Raw genomic sequence first — 13924 nt, forward strand, 5'->3', positions numbered from 1 at the left:
TGACAATGTTGCGTGAAAGGGAGAACAAACACGATGAATATTCAGTGTAAGCGCGTCTATGATCCGGCTGAACAAAGCGATGGTTATCGCATACTGGTCGATCGTCTCTGGCCGCGTGGTATCAAGAAAACAGATTTAGCTCTTGATGAATGGAACAAAACCATCACGCCTTCAACGGAACTACGCAAATCCTTTCACGGCGAAGTGATCGATTTTGAAACCTTTCGCAAGCAATATCTTGCAGAACTGGCGCAACATGAGAAAGAAGGGAAACGACTGGCGGATATTGCCCGCCAGCAGACACTAACCCTACTCTATTCGGCCAAAAATACCACGCAAAACCATGCTCTGGTGCTGGCCGATTGGCTACGCAATTTGTGATTCTAGCCCGGCATCCGGTTGTTATTTTCTATCAGCCGGATGATCCCTCCGCCATAATGCCCATTCATCAATCGTTTCACCGCCCGGTAATTTGCAATTGTTGCTGACCCCTTGCGCTGTTTGTACCGGAATAAGCGTACCTCCCTTTTGCTGGCAGTAGACCGATGCGGGGTTAGCCATTCCAACATGTGGCGGTTTAGGCGCATCCGGTTGAGAAGCGGTTGAACACCCCGCCAGGGCTAACAGGCAAGGCAGAGCAAAACGGATAACTTTCATATAGTGATCCCTCTCGTTTATATACACTTTAGAGTATCGCGGTATCGTTATGTTTTGCAGCACTATTTCTTTTACATTCACTCAAAATATATTACGTCTGGTTTCATCTTCGTTGATGATGTTTTATCATGCCTGCAAAGATTAAATATTCAGCATTTTACCCACCACCTACTGGAGTTCTTTCGTGTCAGATCAGATCATTGCTCGCGTCTCGCAGTCACTCGCCTCAGAACAGTCTCTGGAAAGTCTGGTCCGGCAACTTCTGGAGATGTTAGAAATGGTTACCGACATGGAGTCGACGTATCTGACAAAAGTGGATATTGACGCGCGCCTGCAACACATTTTGTATGCCCGTAATAGCCAAAAAATGCACATCCCGGAAAATTTTACCGTTTCCTGGGATCATTCATTATGCAAACGCGCAATTGATGAGAACTGTTTTTTCAGCGATGAAGTCCCTGACCGTTGGGGTGACTGCATTGCGGCACGCAATCTTGGGATCACGACATTTCTGAGCACGCCAATTCACTTACCGGATGGCTCATTTTACGGCACGCTTTGCGCCGCCAGCAGCGAGAAACGCCCGTGGAGCGAACGCGCGGAGCAAGTTTTGCAGCTATTCGCCGGGCTTATTACACAATACATCCAAAAAGAGGCGCTGGTTGAGCAATTGCGTGAAGCGAATGCGGCGTTGATCGCACAATCCTATACTGACTCTTTGACGGGGCTGCCGAATCGAAGGGCAATTTTTGATAATCTGACGACACTGTTTTCTCTCGCACGGCATTTGAAGCGTAAAGCAATTATTGCCTTTATCGATCTGGATAACTTCAAATTAATCAATGACCGTTTTGGTCATAATAGCGGCGATCTGTTTCTTATTCAGGTTGGCCAGCGCCTTAACACACTACATCAGAATAGCGAGATCATAGGTCGTCTCGGCGGTGATGAATTTTTGGTCGTTTCGCTGGCCGATGAAAATGCCGATATCCAGTCATTGCGTGAGCGTATTCAGCAGCAAATACGCGGTGAATATCACTTAGGTGATGTTGACTTGTTTTATCCTGGCGCCAGCCTTGGCATTATTGAAGTGGATCCTGAAACAACCGATGCCGACAGCGCCCTGCATGCCGCCGATATCGCAATGTACCAGGAGAAAAAACACAAAGAGAAAAAACCTTTTGTCGCGCATTCAGCTCTGGATTCCTGAGGCGTATTCACATCCTTTTGATTGGTGATAACATGCGAATCGGTATTATTTTCCCTGTCGTAATCTTTATTACGGCAGTCGTATTTTTAGCGTGGTTTTTTATTGGCGGCTATGCTGCCCCGGGAGCATAAAGATGAAAAAAACAACGATTATTATGATGGGTGTTGCGATTATTGTCGTCCTTGGTACCGAGCTAGGATGGTGGTAACACTGCATCTGTAAAAATAGCAAAGGCTGCGTATACGCAGCCTTTGTTTTATTTCAGCGTTAGCTTTTGACTTTTCTGTAGATAAACAGCACGACAAGTGCACCGATCACCGCAACCACGAAGCTGCCAAAGTTAAAGCCATCGACTTTACCAAAACCAAACAGTGTACTGATCCATCCGCCGACCACGGCGCCGACAATCCCTAACAGGATAGTCATGAAGAATCCACCACCATCTTTACCTGGCATAATCCACTTCGCCAGAATACCAGCAATAAGCCCAAAAATAATCCATGACAAAATGCCCATTTTATCCTTCCTTATCTGTTTTGTATTAGCGTGTTAGTCGCTAATAAAAAGCATAGCACAACATTAAAGAAGTAAAAATTGTGATGAGCATCACGCATATTTTTTTGCAATGGCGCATAAAACGGCGCCATTTTCTATCAGGTTAAATTACCAGCCACAAACATCATGTTCGTTTTCCGTATCATAAGAGCGCACCGTGTTAACAAGATCTTTTAACACTTCCGCCGCCACTTCTGGCACCAGCAATGTCATCGGTGTCTCTGTTTCGTAATCAACAGAGACACCATTACTGTTATTGGTGACGGTTACGGTATACGTTGCTTTGCCCATAATTCATTTCCCGCTATGAATGACTTTCCGTTGTTTCGCGCCTTCCATCAGGACTTCAGGAGCAACGAAGAAGTCGATGTTGAAATAAGTATCGTCAGTCATGGCTTCAATGTTGTGCCATTTTTCTGGCGGGAACACCGCAAATTGCCCCGCTTCGATAAGGATCACCTGATCTGGTTCTGTGCTGTGTTCATCAGCATAGCCGAGATATTTGACCGCCCCATGCATGACAGACAATCGAGGGTAAACCCCCGGACGCGTTCCTTTATCAAGATGACGTTCGAATATTCCGGCAGGTGCGGTTTGTTTACTCCAGAAAGGCGTTGAGCGTGTGTGAATATAATTCTGTGGGATTTGTAGCATCCTTCCCCCTCCTTCGGTAAATGCGCTGAAAACCGTTTATTCCAGCCGTTTCAGAGTACGCCTGATAATTTGCATTTTAAATACCATTTATTGGTTACTTTTTAGCACCGTATCAGCGTCCAATCGCAGTAGCGTTCAGGAGGGAAGCCCGCGGAAACGCGGGCGGAGAGAATTAGGATTGCAGCGTCGCCAGTCGTGCGGCAAAACCGACAAACATCAAACCAATCAGAGAGTTGCCTAGTTTTGCCAGTTTCTTTTTAGTGCGAATGTACTGCGTGACAAAGGCGCCGGAAATAATCAGGAAGCTCAAATAACAGAAGCTGACTATCTCAAGTGTCATCGCCAGGATAAAGAACGAAATACCCGTATGTGGCGCATTAACGTCGATAAATTGCACGAAAAATGATACATAGAATAAAATAGCTTTCGGGTTGGTCAGGCTCAATATTAAGGCACGCTTGAAAATAGCACCATATTGCGGTTCATCCGATTTGGCTTCGCTATTGTTGCCCTTCAGGGTGGCATAAAGAATTTTGCCCCCAAGATAGAGCAAATAAAACGCACCAAGATAACGTACGATGTTGAATAATATCGGTGTGGTCTTAATCAACGTTGCCACACCTGCCCACGCCAGAAACATTAATACCGCATCACCAATAAATACGCCGCAGGCTGCAAGATAACCACCTTTCACTCCACTGCTGACGCTATTTTTAAGCACAAACAGGGTATTCGGCCCAGGCACCAGCACGATAAAAATGGCCCCAACCAGATAGGTCCAGTAATTCAGAACCCCATATTCAGCGAACACGTTAACCTCTTTAATTTTCTTTGGGAAATGCGCGATTAAAGGTGAATATGCTAACCAATCTGTAGTGGGTTAGAAAGGAGAAAATCAGGTTTTAACCTGATAATAACCCGATAATTGAATCATTAATCAGGCATGCTCCAGTGAAAAATTCGGGTAGTGCTCGGCAAAATACTGGCGTAAAAATTCTACCGTTATCCGCACTTTCGCTGACGTCGCCAGCCTTGAAACATAAACGGCCCAGACGTTCGCTGGCTGGTAATATTCCGGTAGCACTTGCACTAAATGACCACTAGCAATGTTTTCGCTAACATCCCACCAGGAACGCAGAGCAATCCCCTGCCCATCGAGACACCACTGATGGACAATTTCTCCATGATTAGACGACAGTGGGCCGGTGACTTTAATCGCATGGTGGCCTTCTTTATTGCGTAATTGCCAGACACCAAAAGGATGATCGCGCTCTTTAATGACCAGGCACGGCAATGCAGAAAGATCGGTTAAATGTTTCGGCGCGCCATGTTGCGCAATAAATTCCGGCGACGCGCAGAGAATGCGGTAATTGGTCGCCAGTTTGCGGGCGATTAAATTAGGGGCGATGTCATCGCCAATGCGAATATCGAGATCGACACCTTCATTGACCAAATCGACCAGCCGGTCTTCCACATCAAAACGTAATTCCAGTTGCGGATACGCCTTCGCCAGCGCTGATAACGCCGGAGCCACCACCTGTCGTCCAAAACCAAAGCTGCTGATAATACGCAGCATCCCCTGTGGCACCTGACGCACGTCAGAAAGTTCGTCCATCATCTGACCGACATCCTGCAAAATCCGCTGCGCCCATTCATAAATCCGCTCTCCTTCTTCGGTAATGGTGACGCGGCGGGTGGTGCGGTGTAACAACACCACGTTTAGCGTTTGCTCCAGCAAGGCGATGCGCTTGCTGACGAACGCCGGTGAAACGCCCAGTTCTTCCGCCACGGCGGCAAAACCAGCCCGGCGAGCCACCAGCATAAAGACGCGCAAATCGTTCAGCAGCGGTAAATTATTCATGATTCGTGTTTTATGTTTCACCAGTTGCGGGGATTAATTCCTTTTCAGTCAATTATAGGATGAGAGTATTGTCAATTTTGATGGTCAGGAAGTGAGAACCCAATGATGAAAACGTTTCGGATCGCTGCAATACCCGGGGATGGAATCGGCAAAGAAGTCCTTCCTGAAGGGATTCGTGTGTTACAGGCTGCCGCTGAACGCTGGGGCTTCGCCTTAAGTTTTGAGCAGATGGAGTGGGCAAGCTGTGAATATTACAGCCATCACGGCAAAATGATGCCGGACGACTGGCATGAACAACTAAGCAGTTTCGACGCTATTTACTTTGGTGCCGTCGGCTGGCCGGATACCGTTCCGGACCATATTTCGTTATGGGGATCGCTGCTGAAATTTCGCCGTGAGTTTGACCAATACGTTAACCTGCGTCCGGTCCGCCTCTTTCCTGGCGTACCTTGTCCACTGGCGGGGAAACAGCCTGGCGACATCGATTTTTACGTAGTGCGCGAGAACACCGAAGGCGAATACTCGTCTCTGGGCGGACGACTAAACGAAGGAACGGAGCATGAAGTTGTCATCCAGGAGTCGGTATTTACCCGCCGTGGTGTCGATCGCATTTTGCGTTATGCCTTCGAACTTGCGCAAAGCCGCCCACGCAAGACGCTAACTTCTGCCACTAAATCGAACGGTTTAGCCATCAGCATGCCGTACTGGGATGAGCGCGTGGAAGCAATGGCAGAAAATTACCCGGCGATCCGCTGGGACAAGCAGCATATTGATATTCTCTGCGCGCGCTTTGTGATGCAACCAGAACGTTTTGATGTGGTGGTGGCATCCAATTTGTTTGGCGATATCCTTTCCGATCTTGGTCCAGCCTGCACCGGCACAATCGGTATTGCCCCTTCCGCCAACCTGAATCCGGAACGTACGTTTCCGTCGCTCTTCGAGCCAGTCCACGGTTCCGCGCCGGATATCTACGGTAAAAATATCGCTAACCCTATCGCCACGATTTGGGCCGGGGCAATGATGCTCGATTTTCTCGGCAATGGCGATGAGCGTTTCCAGCAAGCGCACAATGGCATTCTGGCTGCGATTGAAGAAGTGATTGCTCACGGGCCGAAAACACCGGATATGAAAGGCAATGCCACCACGTCACAGGTTGCCGAGGCGATTTGCAAAATCATTTTGCGTTAAGGTCAAACCAGTTTATTTGAACCGCGTCACTGACGCGGTTTTTTTATTCGTTCTTTGCAGTAAATAACCTGCGTCATTTCACCTTTCATTGTTTCCGTTTCGTGTTTTATGGCTTTCCGTATTCTTAATTGTTTAATTTATGTAACATGCAAATAATCAATCTGTTAAATACAACATACAACTCATTACCCTGCACATAATTACAACTGGCAAAAGCCAGCGACGGGCTTTTATGCCCAGGAGATGACTCATGATGAGCAACGTTAAGAAAAAAGATGTGCCGCTGATTAGCATCAGCCTGGTGGCCATTCTTTTCATCGCAGCTGCATTAAGCCTTTTCCCACAACAATCGGCCGACGCGGCCAACGCAATATACACTTTTGTTACGCGTACATTAGGTTCCGCCGTACAGGTATTGGTTTTGCTGGCAATGGGACTGGTGATTTATTTAGCCACCAGCAAATACGGTAATATTCGCCTCGGCGAAGGTAAACCGGAATACAGTACACTCTCCTGGCTGTTTATGTTTATTTGTGCCGGTTTAGGTTCTTCTACGCTTTATTGGGGGGTTGCTGAGTGGGCCTATTATTATCAAACGCCTGGTTTAAATATCGCACCGCGTTCACAACAGGCCCTCGAATTTAGCGTTCCCTACTCCTTCTTCCACTGGGGAATCAGCGCGTGGGCAACTTATACGCTGGCCTCATTAATCATGGCTTATCACTTTCATGTTCGGAAAAACAAGGGGCTGAGTCTTTCCGGCATTATTGCCGCCATTACCGGCGTTCGTCCGCAAGGCCCGTGGGGAAAACTGGTCGATTTGATGTTCCTGATCGCCACTGTCGGCGCACTGACCATTTCCCTTGTTGTAACCGCAGCAACCTTTACCCGTGGGCTTTCCGCGCTGACCGGTTTACCAGATAACTTCACCGTGCAGGCTTTTGTTATCCTGCTTTCCGGCGGCATTTTTTGCCTAAGTTCATGGATTGGTATCAACAACGGTTTGCAACGTCTGAGCAAAATGGTTGGCTGGGGCGCGTTCCTGCTGCCATTGCTGGTCCTGATTGTCGGTCCAACCGAATTTATTACCAACAGCATCATCAATGCCATCGGCCTGACCACGCAAAACTTCCTGCAAATGAGCTTATTTACCGATCCGCTTGGCGATGGTTCATTTACCCGCAACTGGACCGTTTTCTACTGGCTGTGGTGGATCTCTTACACGCCCGGCGTGGCAATGTTTGTCACCCGCGTATCACGTGGTCGTAAGATCAAAGAGGTTATCTGGGGCTTGATCCTCGGAAGCACCGTCGGCTGCTGGTTCTTCTTCGGTGTAATGGAAAGCTATGCTATTCATCAGTTTATCAATGGCGTGATCAACGTCCCGCAAGTGCTGGAAACTCTGGGCGGTGAAACTGCCGTTCAACAAGTCCTGATGTCATTGCCAGCCGGTAAATTATTCCTCGCCGCATACCTGGGCGTGATGATTATTTTCCTTGCCTCGCATATGGATGCTGTTGCCTACACTATGGCGGCGACCAGTACGCGAAATCTCCAGGAAGGTGACGACCCTGACCGTGGTCTGCGCTTGTTCTGGTGCGTGGTGATCACCCTGATTCCACTGTCTATCTTATTTACTGGTGCATCGCTGGAAACCATGAAAACCACTGTGGTACTAACAGCCCTGCCCTTCCTCGTCATTTTACTGGTGAAAGTCGGTGGATTTATTCGCTGGCTGAAGCAGGATTACGCCGATATCCCGGCCCATCAAGTTGAAGATTATCTCCCGCAGACACCGGTAGAAGCATCGGAAAAAAATCCGCTGATCCCGCCAGGAACGGTATTCAAAGGCGACAACTGAACGCCATCATCCTAACGATAAAGGTATCCCTATGAGCAATCTAAGCCCTGACTTAGTACTACCTGAAAATTTTTGCGCCAACCCGCAAGAAGCATGGACTATTCCGGCGCGTTTCTATACCGATCAGAACGCCTTTGAGCACGAAAAAGAGAACGTCTTTGCTAAAAGCTGGATTTGCGTCGCCCACAGTAGCGAACTGGCGAATGCGAATGATTACGTGACGCGAGAGATCATTGGCGAAAGCATTGTTCTGGTACGCGGTCGTGATAAGGTTTTGCGCGCGTTCTATAACGTGTGTCCGCACCGTGGTCATCAGTTGTTGAGCGGTGAAGGGAAAGCGAAAAATGTGATTACCTGCCCGTATCACGCCTGGGCATTCAAACTCGATGGCAACCTGGCTCACGCACGTAACTGTGAAAACGTCGCCAATTTCGATAGCGACAAAGCGCAACTGGTTCCGGTGCGTCTGGAAGAATATGCCGGATTCGTCTTCATCAACATGGACCCTAACGCTACCAGCGTGGAAGATCAGTTACCTGGTCTGGGGGCAAAAGTGCTGGAAGCCTGCCCGGAAGTCCACGACCTGAAACTGGCAGCCCGCTTTACCACCCGCACGCCTGCCAACTGGAAGAACATTGTCGATAACTATCTTGAGTGCTATCACTGTGGTCCGGCGCATCCTGGTTTCTCCGACTCCGTTCAGGTCGACCGTTACTGGCACACCATGCACGGCAACTGGACGCTGCAATACGGCTTTGCCAAACCGTCCGAACAGTCGTTTAAATTTGAAGAGGGTACGGATGCGGCATTCCACGGTTTCTGGCTGTGGCCGTGCACGATGCTGAACGTCACCCCGATCAAAGGGATGATGACGGTCATTTATGAATTCCCTGTGGATTCTGAAACCACCCTGCAAAACTATGATATCTACTTCACCAATGAAGAGTTAACTGACGAGCAAAAATCGCTGATTGAGTGGTATCGCGATGTGTTCCGTCCGGAAGATTTACGTCTGGTTGAAAGCGTACAAAAAGGGCTGAAATCGCGTGGCTATCGTGGTCAGGGGCGCATCATGGCCGACAGTAGCGGTAGCGGGATTTCCGAACACGGTATCGCCCATTTCCATAATCTGCTGGCGCAGGTGTTTAAGGACTAATGACATCGGCGGCGGTCTATTCCGTCGCCGGGCTGATTTTTGATGGAGTACAGCAATGTCAGACTATCAAATGTTTGAAGTACAGGTGAGCCAGGTTGAACCCCTTACCGAACAGGTGAAACGCTTCACGCTGGTGGCAACCGATGGCAAACCATTACCTGCGTTTACTGGAGGAAGTCACGTCATTGTGCAGATGAGCGATGGTGATAACCAGTACAGCAATGCGTATTCACTGCTGAGTTCGCCTCTCGATACAACTCATTATCAGATTGCCGTTCGACTGGAAGAAAACTCGCGCGGCGGTTCCCGCTTTTTGCATCAGCAGGTAAAAGTGGGCGATCGGTTAACGATTTCGACGCCTAATAACCTGTTTGCGCTAATTCCCTCGGCCAGAAAGCATCTGTTTATCGCGGGCGGCATTGGTATCACCCCTTTCCTGTCGCACATGGCAGAGTTGCAACACAGCGACGTCGACTGGCAGCTACATTACTGCACGCGAAATCCAGAAAGTTGCGCATTTCGTGATGAGCTAGTCCAACATCCGCAGACGGATAAAATCCATTTTCATCACTCATCGACCGGAACGCGGCTGGAATTAGCGCGGCTATTGGCGGATATCGAACCAGGTACACACGTTTATACCTGTGGTCCCGAGGTACTGAATAAAGCGGTAAAAAGCGAAGCCGCGCGTCTGAACATCGCCGCCGATACGCTGCACTTTGAGCAGTTTGCTATTGAAGACAAAACCGGCGATGCATTTACCCTGGTGCTCGCCCGTTCCGGTAAAGAGTTTGTGGTGCCGAAAGAGATGACCATTTTGCAGGTTATTGAAAATAATAAAGCGGCAAAAGTGGAATGTTTATGTCGCGAAGGAGTATGCGGGACCTGCGAAACGGCAATTCTGGAAGGTGAAGCTGACCATCGCGACCAGTATTTTAGCGATGAAGAACGCGCCAGCCAGCAGAGTATGTTGATCTGTTGTTCGCGCGCGAAGGGTAAACGCCTGGTGTTAGATTTATAGTTTGTCTGAAGCCGGATGCGGCGCTGGCCGCGCCCTGTCCGGCTCAGGAAGGTTTTACTGCGGATATTCCTGCAATAAATTGTGTAATGCTTCCGCCATCAATTCACCACGCCAGCCAGAAATCAGCTCCGGTAAATTGTTCTGCGGTTTCAGTTTCCAGTGCCAGTTCAGCAGTTGGTTGATTTGCCGACGCGACGCCAGCAATTCGACGCTGATCTTGTGCGTTTCGCTCACGTCAGTAATCAGCGACTTAATCGCTTTAAACGCTTTGCGATAACCAGGCATGTCCATCAGGTTAAGCATCGGCTGCGGTAACGCCTCTTCCGGCAATGCCTGGGCTTTTTCCACCAGAGCCAGCAGCGTTTTACCGTGGAAGCGGATTTCGCTACCGGATAAGCCCAGGCTATCCAGTTCGCCAAGACTTCCCGGCATATAACGTGCTACCGACCACAAATGCTCTTCACGCACGACAAAGTTCACCGCCAGATCGCGCTCTCGCGCCTTGCGCAGTCGCCAGTCGGCTAACAGTTGCAGACAGGCCAGTTGGCGTGTGCGTAATTGCCAGGCATTGGTGATATCACGCCAGGCATCTTCCGGCGCAACGACTTCCTGACGACGCATTTGCATCAGGCGACATTCATCCAGCGCCGCTGGTAGCCAGCCGGAGGCCTCCGTTTCTACCATAAGCTTGGCGGTGATCGGTAACAGATACCAGACGTCCGCTGCCGCGTATTCGCACTGACGTTCGGTTAGCGGTCTGGCCAACCAGTCGGTGCGCGATTCGCTCTTGTCCAGCGTAACGCCGGTATACTCTTCCACCATGGAGGCAAATCCCCACGACATCGGGCGTCCGCAGAAAGCTGCCAGAATTTGCGTGTCAATCAGGGGTTGTGGTAACTCGCCAAAGACATTGAGGAACACTTCCAGATCCTCACTGCCCGCATGGAGAAATTTGGTGATGGACGGATCGCGCAAGATTGCCCTTAGCGGTGACCAGTCAGTGATCCCGAGCGGATCGATTAGCGCCAGATGCTCGCCATCAAAAAGTTGAATCAGTCCCAGTTGCGGGTAATAAGTGCGCGTACGAACAAATTCAGTATCCAGGGCTATTGCCGGAAAGGCACGGACAGCTTCACACAAAGAAGCCAGCGCATCGTCCGTGGTAATCATTTGGTAATTCAAATTGTAATCTCTTTAGTGGGCGTCAAAAAAAACGCCGGATTAACCGGCGTATGACGACTGACTTAACGCTCAGGCTTTATTGTCCACTTTGCCGCGCGCTTCGTCACGTAATTCTCGTCGCAAAATTTTTCCGACGTTAGATTTCGGTAACTCATCACGAAACTCCACCAGCTTCGGTACTTTGTAGCCCGTGAGCTGACGGCGGCAAAAGGTCACCAGTGACTCTTCGGTAAGCGATGGATCTTTTTTCACTACGAAGATTTTCACCGCTTCACCACTGGAGCCGGAAGGTACGCCAACAGCCGCGACTTCCTGTACGCCAGGATGCTGCATGACGACATCTTCAATCTCGTTGGGATAGACGTTAAAACCGGAAACCAGAATCATGTCTTTTTTACGATCAACAATGCGCAGGAATCCTTCTTCATCCATTACCGCGATGTCGCCGGTGTGTAACCAGCCATTTTTGATGATTTCATCGGTAGCATCCGGACGCTGCCAATAGCCCAGCATCACCTGTGGACCTCTGACGCAAAGTTCACCTGGCTGACCTGGCGGTACTTCATTATCGTCGTCATCCACCAGTTTGGCTTCCGTCGACGGCACCGGCAAACCAATGCTACCGCTATGATAATCAATATCATAGGGGTTCACGCTGACCAGCGGCGCACATTCGGTCAGGCCATAACCTTCCAGCAGATACTGTCCGGTCAGTTTCACCCAGCGTTCTGCCACCACTTGCTGAACAGGCATCCCACCGCCTGCAGAAAGGTGCAGACTGGAGAAATCCAGTTGTTGAAACTCTTTATTGTTCAGCAACGCGTTGAACAAGGTGTTTACGCCGGTGATAGCGGTAAACGGATATTTCGCCAGCTCTTTGACCAGCCCCGGAATATCCCGCGGGTTAGTGATAAGCAGGTTCTGCCCACCCAGTTCGATAAACAGCAGGCAGTTAATGGTCAGTGCAAAAATGTGATACAGCGGCAGCGCCGTCACCACCAGCTCTTTGCCCGGATGCAGCAGCGGCCCATACGTAGCGTTAACTTGTTCCAGGTTCGCCAGCATATTGCGGTGAGTCAGCATCGCGCCTTTCGCCACACCTGTGGTGCCGCCAGTGTATTGCAGGAAGGCTAAATCTTCTGGCACCAGTTCAGGTTTGACATACTGCATACGGTAGCCGTTGTGCAGGGCGCTACGAAATGAAATGGCATCTGGCAGATGATATTTCGGCACCAGACGTTTGATGTATTTAACAACGAAGTTAACCAGTGTGCCTTTCGCTGTGGAAAGCTGATCGCCCATACGGGTCAGGATAACGTGCTGAACTGCGGTTTTATCGACCACTTTTTCCAGCGTGTGAGCAAAGTTGGACACAATGACAATCGCCGATGCGCCGCTGTCATTGAGCTGATGCTCGAGCTCGCGCGGGGTATACAACGGGTTGACGTTTACGACGATCATCCCGGCACGCAAAATACCAAACAGCGCCACCGGATACTGCAATAAGTTAGGCATCATCAGTGCAACGCGATCGCCCTTTTTAAGCCCCAGCCCTTGTTGCAAATAAGCGGCAAACGCGCGACTGCGTTCTTCCAGCTTGCGGAAGGTCATTACCTCCCCCATATTCATAAACGCGGGCTGATCGGCGTAACGCGCGACCGACTGCTCAAACATATCTACCAGAGATTGATAACGGTCAGGGTTGATCTCCGTCGGAACGTCCGCGGGATAACGGTTAAGCCAAACCTTCTTCAATTCTTCACCTCTAAAATGCGTGTTCGTCGTCATCGCAACCCCAAGTGATAAACATGTTGTTAACATAATATTAACTCATCTTACCAGCTTGATAATTACCCAAGGAAAAGGTTGCGAAGCGCGTCACTATTTATTTTTATCTTTACCGTAAGAATGCAGAAACAGCGGACCAGCCGCTGTTTCTTTTTCTTTAAAAACAAGCAATTATTCAGTTACAACTGTTTGTACTCTTGCGGGACCAGGATTATACCAGCCCCAGCCGCCGTAACCATAGGGCCAGCCTCGCCCACCATAAAACCAGGGATCAATCGGCTGTGGCGGCATAATCACCTGCTGGGTTAAATGCCAACGTTTGTAACCCGTTGCCTGCATTACCATAAATTTATATGGCGTGTTGCCGATTTTTCCGTCAACCGTACCGGTGATTGGCCCGACAACTGTCACCAGCTGCCCACGGAAATCGACCGGATCAAGAAAACCATTCACATCGGCATAAATGCGCCCACGCGACGGTTCTCCCAGCGTCGGCCTTGCTCCGCTATCGAGTGGTACAGTGGCAATTTCCAGGCGGGTTTTCCCTTGCTGGTTTTGCACCGCAACCACTTTACCGCCAAATCGCGCTTCCTGACCAACGTACAGCTGCGGCGCACTCATCACCCGAACTAAGTCTTGTTGTGGGGTTGGGCTACTGCCTTTAATGGCGTCCGGCACAGTGACACAACCGCTTAGTATTAGCGCAAACGTACCTGCCAGTATGCCTTTGATAACGTTGTTTTGAACCGCCATGATGCGACTCCTTTTTTCTCAGGGCATACTCTTAAGAT

The 13924-nt window shown here is 49.5% G+C and carries 17 protein-coding genes; 8 read left to right on the forward strand and 9 right to left on the reverse strand.

What is annotated here, in order from left to right; genetic code table 11:
* The first annotated feature begins 33 nt into the window (after positions 1-33).
* Positions 34-381, forward strand: a complete 348-nt coding sequence (locus D9742_RS08615) for a DUF488 domain-containing protein (protein WP_130236628.1) — start codon at positions 34-36, stop codon at positions 379-381.
* 21 nt (positions 382-402) lie between these two features.
* Here D9742_RS08615 and D9742_RS08620 read toward each other — a convergent pair whose 3' ends face one another.
* Positions 403-657, reverse strand: coding sequence for a DUF333 domain-containing protein (locus D9742_RS08620; RefSeq protein WP_130236629.1), 255 nt, complete (start codon positions 655-657; stop codon positions 403-405).
* Between the two features lie 184 nt (positions 658-841).
* Between D9742_RS08620 and D9742_RS08625 the strand changes: the two genes are divergently transcribed.
* From D9742_RS08625 to yoaJ, 3 genes are read left to right on the forward strand one after another with little or no spacing between them, the layout of a single operon-like run.
* Entirely contained in the window at positions 842-1867 is a 1026-nt protein-coding gene (locus D9742_RS08625; protein WP_130236630.1) for a sensor domain-containing diguanylate cyclase, read from the forward strand.
* Positions 1868-1899: 32 nt separating this feature from the next.
* Positions 1900-1998: a YoaK family small membrane protein gene (locus tag D9742_RS08630; protein ID WP_001219350.1), complete on the forward strand. Its 99-nt coding sequence runs from the start codon at positions 1900-1902 to the stop codon at positions 1996-1998.
* A 2-nt stretch (positions 1999-2000) separates the two neighbouring features.
* Positions 2001-2075 carry a protein YoaJ gene (gene yoaJ / locus D9742_RS08635; RefSeq protein WP_001386836.1) on the forward strand — a complete coding sequence of 25 codons (75 nt, stop codon included), beginning with the start codon at positions 2001-2003 and terminating at the stop codon, positions 2073-2075.
* Between the two features lie 59 nt (positions 2076-2134).
* Here yoaJ and D9742_RS08640 read toward each other — a convergent pair whose 3' ends face one another.
* The 5 genes from D9742_RS08640 to dmlR all read right to left on the reverse strand — a co-directional run bounded on the left by D9742_RS08640 (position 2135) and on the right by dmlR (position 4937).
* Positions 2135-2383, reverse strand: a complete 249-nt coding sequence (locus tag D9742_RS08640; protein ID WP_064529219.1) for a GlsB/YeaQ/YmgE family stress response membrane protein — start codon at positions 2381-2383, stop codon at positions 2135-2137.
* Positions 2384-2530: 147 nt separating this feature from the next.
* On the reverse strand, positions 2531-2713 hold the full coding sequence (locus tag D9742_RS08645; protein WP_064529220.1) for a DUF1869 domain-containing protein: 183 nt from the start codon (positions 2711-2713) through the stop codon (positions 2531-2533).
* Between the two features lie 3 nt (positions 2714-2716).
* A complete protein-coding gene (gene yeaR / locus D9742_RS08650; protein ID WP_240780474.1) occupies positions 2717-3067 on the reverse strand; it encodes a DUF1971 domain-containing protein YeaR in 351 nt (116 codons plus the stop codon).
* A gap of 181 nt (positions 3068-3248) precedes the next feature.
* Positions 3249-3887, reverse strand: a complete 639-nt coding sequence (gene leuE / locus D9742_RS08655) for a leucine efflux protein LeuE (protein ID WP_130208404.1) — start codon at positions 3885-3887, stop codon at positions 3249-3251.
* 126 nt (positions 3888-4013) lie between these two features.
* Positions 4014-4937: a DNA-binding transcriptional regulator DmlR gene (dmlR, locus tag D9742_RS08660; protein ID WP_001061578.1), complete on the reverse strand. Its 924-nt coding sequence runs from the start codon at positions 4935-4937 to the stop codon at positions 4014-4016.
* 102 nt (positions 4938-5039) lie between these two features.
* Here dmlR and dmlA point away from each other — a divergent pair, with 102 nt between their 5' ends.
* The 4 genes from dmlA (at position 5040) to yeaX (ending at position 10163) form a co-directional block, all read left to right on the forward strand.
* A complete protein-coding gene (gene dmlA, locus D9742_RS08665; RefSeq protein ID WP_130236632.1) occupies positions 5040-6125 on the forward strand; it encodes a multifunctional D-malate/3-isopropylmalate/tartarate dehydrogenase in 1086 nt (361 codons plus the stop codon).
* 250 nt (positions 6126-6375) lie between these two features.
* Entirely contained in the window at positions 6376-7986 is a 1611-nt protein-coding gene (yeaV, locus tag D9742_RS08670) for a BCCT family transporter YeaV (RefSeq protein WP_130236633.1), read from the forward strand.
* A gap of 31 nt (positions 7987-8017) precedes the next feature.
* On the forward strand, positions 8018-9142 hold the full coding sequence (gene yeaW / locus D9742_RS08675) for a carnitine monooxygenase, oxygenase subunit YeaW (protein ID WP_033869918.1): 1125 nt from the start codon (positions 8018-8020) through the stop codon (positions 9140-9142).
* A 55-nt stretch (positions 9143-9197) separates the two neighbouring features.
* On the forward strand, positions 9198-10163 hold the full coding sequence (gene yeaX, locus D9742_RS08680; RefSeq protein ID WP_130236634.1) for a carnitine monooxygenase reductase subunit YeaX: 966 nt from the start codon (positions 9198-9200) through the stop codon (positions 10161-10163).
* Positions 10164-10217: 54 nt separating this feature from the next.
* Here the strand turns inward: yeaX and rnd are convergent, their stop codons facing one another.
* From rnd to yeaY, 3 genes are all read right to left on the reverse strand, one after another.
* Positions 10218-11333 carry a ribonuclease D gene (gene rnd / locus D9742_RS08685; protein WP_130236635.1) on the reverse strand — a complete coding sequence of 372 codons (1116 nt, stop codon included), beginning with the start codon at positions 11331-11333 and terminating at the stop codon, positions 10218-10220.
* A gap of 81 nt (positions 11334-11414) precedes the next feature.
* A complete protein-coding gene (gene fadD / locus D9742_RS08690) occupies positions 11415-13100 on the reverse strand; it encodes a long-chain-fatty-acid--CoA ligase FadD (protein WP_130236636.1) in 1686 nt (561 codons plus the stop codon).
* Between the two features lie 204 nt (positions 13101-13304).
* Positions 13305-13886, reverse strand: coding sequence for a Slp family lipoprotein YeaY (gene yeaY / locus D9742_RS08695; protein WP_130208420.1), 582 nt, complete (start codon positions 13884-13886; stop codon positions 13305-13307).
* Positions 13887-13924: the final 38 nt, after the last annotated feature.

The organism is Escherichia sp. E1V33, from assembly GCF_004211955.1.
GTDB lineage: Bacteria > Pseudomonadota > Gammaproteobacteria > Enterobacterales > Enterobacteriaceae > Escherichia.

Coding starts and splice junctions, on each gene's coding strand:
- D9742_RS08615 (WP_130236628.1), top strand. CDS start 34: ATGAATATTCAGTGTAAGCGCGTCTATGATCCGGCTGAACAAAGCGAT.
- D9742_RS08620 (WP_130236629.1), bottom strand. CDS start 657: ATGAAAGTTATCCGTTTTGCTCTGCCTTGCCTGTTAGCCCTGGCGGGG.
- D9742_RS08630 (WP_001219350.1), top strand. CDS start 1,900: ATGCGAATCGGTATTATTTTCCCTGTCGTAATCTTTATTACGGCAGTC.
- D9742_RS08640 (WP_064529219.1), bottom strand. CDS start 2,383: ATGGGCATTTTGTCATGGATTATTTTTGGGCTTATTGCTGGTATTCTG.
- D9742_RS08645 (WP_064529220.1), bottom strand. CDS start 2,713: ATGGGCAAAGCAACGTATACCGTAACCGTCACCAATAACAGTAATGGT.
- dmlR (WP_001061578.1), bottom strand. CDS start 4,937: ATGAATAATTTACCGCTGCTGAACGATTTGCGCGTCTTTATGCTGGTG.
- dmlA (WP_130236632.1), top strand. CDS start 5,040: ATGATGAAAACGTTTCGGATCGCTGCAATACCCGGGGATGGAATCGGC.
- yeaV (WP_130236633.1), top strand. CDS start 6,376: ATGATGAGCAACGTTAAGAAAAAAGATGTGCCGCTGATTAGCATCAGC.
- yeaW (WP_033869918.1), top strand. CDS start 8,018: ATGAGCAATCTAAGCCCTGACTTAGTACTACCTGAAAATTTTTGCGCC.
- yeaX (WP_130236634.1), top strand. CDS start 9,198: ATGTCAGACTATCAAATGTTTGAAGTACAGGTGAGCCAGGTTGAACCC.
- rnd (WP_130236635.1), bottom strand. CDS start 11,333: ATGATTACCACGGACGATGCGCTGGCTTCTTTGTGTGAAGCTGTCCGT.
- yeaY (WP_130208420.1), bottom strand. CDS start 13,886: ATGGCGGTTCAAAACAACGTTATCAAAGGCATACTGGCAGGTACGTTT.